Annotated in this window: 3 protein-coding genes; all 3 read right to left on the minus strand. The window is 29.6% G+C overall.

Annotated elements, in window-relative coordinates:
• Nucleotides 1-70: 70 nt before the first annotated feature.
• On the minus strand, nt 71-1141 hold the full coding sequence (locus tag U9R42_00550) for a hypothetical protein (GenBank protein ID MEA3494508.1): 1071 nt from the start codon (nt 1139-1141) through the stop codon (nt 71-73).
• A gap of 161 nt (nt 1142-1302) precedes the next feature.
• On the minus strand, nt 1303-4008 hold the full coding sequence (locus U9R42_00555; protein MEA3494509.1) for a DNA gyrase/topoisomerase IV subunit A: 2706 nt from the start codon (nt 4006-4008) through the stop codon (nt 1303-1305).
• Nucleotides 4009-4021: 13 nt separating this feature from the next.
• Nucleotides 4022-5893 carry a toprim domain-containing protein gene (locus U9R42_00560; protein MEA3494510.1) on the minus strand — a complete coding sequence of 624 codons (1872 nt, stop codon included), beginning with the start codon at nt 5891-5893 and terminating at the stop codon, nt 4022-4024.
• Between the last annotated feature and the right edge of the window lie 280 nt (nt 5894-6173).

The following is a 6173-nucleotide window of genomic DNA, read 5'->3' on the forward strand; positions in this document are numbered from 1 at the left end:
CTTAGGTGGGTAAAAAATAATTAAAAATCCATTAATAATAGATACATCTTTTTTGTATGCCGTTTTTGCATTAGAATGATTCTCCAAAACCAATGTAAAATCCACTGTTATTTTCATTTCCTAATACATAATCAAATCTAAGGTTAACATTGTCTTTTTTATCAACTAAAAAACGCAAACCCAAGCCATAGTTTGATCGAATATTATCAATATCATTATAATTGCTATATAATGTAGAAGCACCAGCAATAAAAGCTAATCCAAATCTCCATAAAAGTGGAGTTCTTAATTCAGCTTGTATTGTTGATAAGTTGTTGTCTCTATACTTACCGTAAAAATATCCACGTACATACTTATCTCCACCTAATATAGAATAATCATAGAAATTAGGAGTATTAAAAACGAAGCTATTATAAAATCTACTAGCTAAAATAAAACCATATTTGAAAGTGAAGTATTTTCTTAAATCAAGTTTGAATGTGAAATAGTCATTTGAGCCAGTATTGTATCCTGCATCCATTTTTAAGAATGAACCTTTGGTAGAATTCAATAAATTATTTCTTGAGTCAAAAAAAATAGAAGTAGTGAGACCAATATTTTTAAAATCTTTTAACTCATTATATGGATTATATTCGTTAGTTGACAAATTGAAATAATTCAGATACCTTATTCCACCTCCAAAAAAAAGTTTCTTTTTAAGATTTTTATATAACCCAACGTCAAATATTAACCTGTTGCTTTCGTATAGTATTTCATTATTATCAGAAGAATTAGAACCTACGCCATAATAGAAATCCGGATATTTCGAAAGGTGAATAATTCCATCACTAAACCATTTCTCATTTCTAAAAAAATAGCTCCATTGTGTTTCTAAAATTATTTGATTTCTAAAAGTGTAATTGAATTCAACTTTTGCATTGGATACTCTTGTTAGAGAATCTTGGTAAATATCTATGGTAAAGAGACATACGGCACCAATTTGTGTTTTTGTTTCAGGTTCATATCCAATAGTTGGGACGGGTAATACTTTTACCTTTTTTGACTTGGCATCTGTAGAATCATTAATTTGTCCAAAAACCGGTTTATGGTAAATTAAAATTCCAACTAAGAAAACAAATTTAATCGCTACTTTGCAACTCATTTCTTTTATTAATTATTGACTTACATAGAATACAAAAGCTGAAACATTAAAGAAATCAGAATTGACAGAAGAAACATATTCTGGTTCAAAGCCAACTTTAGCATTAATTATTCTTTCAACTCCTTCATTTATTAATACTTCGGGTAAAAAAAATACTGCTATTAAAACAACGAAAGTTGCTCTGAATCTTTGCCTCTGCGTTTTTTCTTTTTACTTTTTTCCTTCTTAGGCGATTCAGGTTTTTCTTCCTTTTGTTCTTTTTTTTGAGTTTCTGATTTTATTTCTTTTTTAGGAGTCTCATTTTTTACTTCCTCTTTTTGAACCTCCACTTGCTCTTCTACCCCTTCGTTTTCTTTAAGCTTCTCTTCATAAATTATATCAACAATTTTTATAGAGTTGACTTTAAAAGGACTCAGTTTTTTCCCTATGGCTTTCCACCCCATCACTTCAAATTCTTCGGAGAGTTCAAGCATTTTTGTTTTTTTTCCTCCGTTTTTCTCATTTATGTAGCTGTATTTTATCAAGGTTTTACTTCCTGTCGAAACTACATTTAACTTAGTACCTTTATCTTCAGCAATAAAAATAAAATCTCTGCCTGTAGTGGTTGTTTCAATCTGAAAGCGTTTTACATAATGTTGCTTTTGTTTTCCATGGTAGTAAATTGCAGTAATTGTTCTTTCAGGAACAAATTTTTCGATATGAAATAGTTTGTCAAAGTTGTAATGATTTTGAAGAGCAAAATCTGTTAATTCGTAAGAGCCATTATCATAAATTGCTAAAATTTGGTCATTCGGTTTAAAATTGCCAAGATATTTTCCATTTTCATTGGTGTTTAGTTTTCCAACATATTCATCATACCAAATGTCAATACCAATGATATTTGTTTTGTCAACTGACTTTTGAACAATTTTTCTAATAGGATATTTTGTCAGGATATTTCCTATTGAATTTCGTCCTTTAATATCAATATCTTTAAAATCAAAATCAAAAACTTTTATTCTTGCTCTGCATGTTGGAGAAAGATGAATTGTTACGATTTCTGTTTCTCCTAAAGGATTGGGCGTTAAATAAAGAATTTTTGAATTAGGATTTCCTTTAGTTGCGTCATATTCTTTTTCGCGAGTAACAGATGTTACATTAAAACGCTTAACCATTGTTCTATTAGACTTAGAATCAAAATAAATAAGATTGTAAGTCAATCTTTCATCTTCTTTGTTAAAAACATCAATATGTAAAATATTTTTTCCTGAAAATATTTTGTCATCAACTTTTCGCACTGAATATTTACCATCTTTTCTAAATGTAATAATATCATCAAGTTCAGAACATTCACCAATCTCTTCTTCTTTTTTTAATCCAAAGCCAAAAAATCCTTCTTTTCTGTTTACATAAAGTTTTTTGTTTGCAACAGCAACATTTTTTGCTTCAATATTATCAAATTCCCTAATCTCTGTTTTTCTTTCTCTTCCTTTGGAATATTTCTTTAAAAGATTTTGAAAATAGGCAATAGCAAACTCAATTAAATGCTTAAGGTTACTTTCTGTTTTTTGGAGGTCATTCTCAATATTCTCAATTATTTCATCAGCTCTAAAAGAGTTATATTTTGATATTCTTTTAATTTTAATTTCTGTAAGTCTTATGATGTCATCTGTTGTAATTTCTCTTTTTATATGTTTTACGTGAGGTTTTAAACCTTTGTCAATAGCTTCAAGAACAGCCTCCCATGTTTCACATTCTTCTATTTCTCTGTAAATTCTTTTTTCAATAAATATTTTTTCAAGAGAAGCAAAATGCCATTTTTCAAGAAGATTTTCTTTTTGTATTTCAAGTTCCTTCTTTAAAAGAGATACTGTTTTATCGGTTGATATTTCTAATATTTCCGTTACTCCAAGGAATTCAGGTTTATCATCAACAATCACACAAGCATTGGGAGATATAGATATTTCACAATTTGTAAAAGCATACAATGCATCAATCGTAACATCAGGGGAAACACCTTTTGGTAAAATCACAAGTATTTCAACATCTCTTGCTGTATTGTCAATTACCTTTTTGATTTTTATTTTTCCATTTTCATTGGCTTTTACAATTGATTCAATAATGCTGGTTGTTGTTACGCTAAAAGGTACATTCTTTATTGCTAAGGTCGTTTTATCAGCTATTTCAATTTTTGACCTTACTCTTACACGACCACCTTTTTTACCATCATTATAGTTTGTAAAATCTGCCATCCCTCCTGTTGGGAAGTCAGGTAAAATTTGAAACTCTTTATTCTCAAGATAATTTATCGCTGATTTTAATAATTCAATAAAATTGTGAGGTAATACTTTTGTTGACAATCCAACTGCAATTCCTTCAGCACCTTGTGCAAGTAGATATGGAAATTTCATTGGAAGTGTTACAGGTTCTTTTTTTCTACCGTCATAGGAATTCTGCCACTCAGTAGTTTCAGAATTAAAAGCAACTTCAAGTGCAAACTTTGAAAGACGTGCTTCAATATATCTTGGTGCAGCAGCTCTATCTCCTGTTACAATATCTCCCCAGTTACCTTGCGTTTCAATAGGAAGATTTTTTTGTCCAATATTAATGATAGCATCTCCAATGGAAGCATCTCCATGAGGATGATATTGCATAGTGTTACCAATTACGTTTGCTACTTTGTTAAATCTTCCGTCATCGGTTTCTTTCATTGCATGAAATATCCTTCGCTGAACCGGTTTTAAGCCATCTTCTATTGCAGGGATTGCTCTTTCAAGAATTACATAAGAAGCATAATCAAGAAACCAATCTTTATAAAGGGCTGAAATAGGAGCAAGTGAATTGCCGTTTTGAGTAATTTTATTTTGTGCTTTTTTTTCTTCTTTCATTTTGTTAGTGTAGTCAGGCACTTATTTTTTTTTCAATATTTTCTTCAAGAATATCTTTTTCAATTTTCAAATTATTGATAATAAACTCTTGTCTTTCCATAGAATTTTTTCCCATAAAATATCTTAATAATTTTTTAATATCAAGATTATCACTTATCAAAATAGGATCAAGACGCATTTTTTTTCCAATAAATAAACCGAACTCATTAGGAGAAATTTCTCCTAATCCCTTAAAACGTGTAATTTCTATTTTAGTTTTTAGTTTTTTTATTGCAGCATTTTCCTCTTTTATCGAATAGCAATAAATAGTTTCCTTTTTATTTCTTACACGGAATAATGGTGTATCAAGGATATAAATATGCCCGTTTCTTACAAGGTCGGGAAAAAATTGTAGAAAAAAAGTAAGCAATAAAAGTCTGATATGCATTCCATCAACATCGGCATCAGTAGCAATAACGATGCGATTGTATCTCAAACCTTCAATTCCATTTTCAATATTTAAGGCATGTTGCAACAAATTAAATTCTTCGTTTTCGTAAACGATATTTTTCTTTAATCCGAAAGAATTTAATGGCTTACCTTTAAGGCTAAAAACCGCTTGTGTTTCGATATCCCGTGATTTTGTTATTGACCCACTTGCCGAATCTCCCTCAGTTATAAATAAGGTTGTTTCTTGTCTTCTCTCTTGGTTGTCTTGTGTGTAATGTATCTTACAATCTCTAAGTTTTTTGTTGTGAAGATTAGCTTTTTTTGCTCTATCGGTAGCAATTTTTTTTATTCCGTTTATTGCTTTTCTTTCTTTTTCCGATTGAATTATCTTATTTTCCAATGCTTCAGCAACTTTTGGATTTTTATGAAGATAATCATCAAGATTTTTCTTTAAAAAATCACCAACAAAAGATTTTATACTTTGACCATTGGGTTCCATACGAGTAGAGCCAAGCTTCGTTTTTGTTTGTGATTCAAAAGTAGGCTCAATTATTTTTATGCTAAAAGCCGTAACAATAGATGTTCTGATATCGTAAGCATCATAATTCTTTTTATAAAATTCTCTTATTGTTTTTATGTATGCTTCTTTAAAAGCCGACAAATGTATTCCTCCCTGAGGAGTATATTGACCGTTTACAAAAGAATAATAATCTTCGCCATATTGAGTTTCATGAGAAACAGCAAGTTCAATATCTTCATCCTTAAGATGGATTATCGGATAAAGCAAATTATCAACATTAATTTTATTTTCTAATAAATCATACAATCCTCTTTTAGAATATAACTTATTACCGTTGTAGTCAATTGTTAAACCCGTATTAAGATACACATAATTCCTTAGCATTTTTTCAATGTAATCTGTTATGTATCTGTAGTTTTCAAAAATTGATGAATCGGGTTTAAAAGTAATAATTGTTCCGTTTTTTAAATCTGTTTTTTGCTTTGGTACTTCATTTATCAAACTTCCCCTTTTATACTCAAAAATTACAGATTCATGTTCTCGAATTGATTGTATTTTAAAATAATCTGAAAGAGCATTTACAGCTTTTGATCCGACACCATTAAGTCCTACTGATTTTTTAAAAACTTTGGAGTCATATTTTCCACCTGTATTTATTTTCGACACACATTCATTTACTTTCCCAAGAGGAATTCCTCGTCCAAAATCTCTGACAGTAACAACTCCCTCTTTTACAGTAACAATAATTTTTTTACCGTTACCCATTACAAATTCATCAATAGAATTATCAATAATTTCTTTTATCAAAATATAAATTCCATCATCCCTTGAAGAACCATCACCCACTTTCCCAATATACATACCCGGACGAGTTCGGATATGTTCTTTCCAATCAAGTGATCTGATTGACTCTTCGTTATATGCTGTTGTTGTCATAATTTGCCCTAATCGTTAAAAAAGCAAAGATAGAAAGCAAAATCAATAGACAACAACCAAAGAATTGCACAATCTGTGGATAAAAATATTTGTATGATGTTTTTATTTGATAAATGGCGTATTTGTAATTTTCCCTTGTGGAAAAAAAATTTAAAATAAAATTAGTAATTTGAATCCAACTTTTCTTGATTAGATTTCGTTATGACTTTATATGTTTTCGCATGGCGTAAATATTGCTTTATCGTGCGTGAAAAAGAAGCCTTTATCTCAAAATAAAATT

It is taken from the genome of Bacteroidota bacterium (genome assembly GCA_034723125.1).
In the GTDB taxonomy this organism is placed as follows: domain Bacteria; phylum Bacteroidota; class Bacteroidia; order CAILMK01; family JAAYUY01; genus JAYEOP01.

Bases quoted from the DNA above. Each gene is read 5' to 3' on its own strand.
- U9R42_00550 (MEA3494508.1), bottom strand. From the start codon at position 1,141: ATGAGTTGCAAAGTAGCGATTAAATTTGTTTTCTTAGTTGGAATTTTA.
- U9R42_00555 (MEA3494509.1), bottom strand. From the start codon at position 4,008: ATGAAAGAAGAAAAAAAAGCACAAAATAAAATTACTCAAAACGGCAAT.
- U9R42_00560 (MEA3494510.1), bottom strand. From the start codon at position 5,893: ATGACAACAACAGCATATAACGAAGAGTCAATCAGATCACTTGATTGG.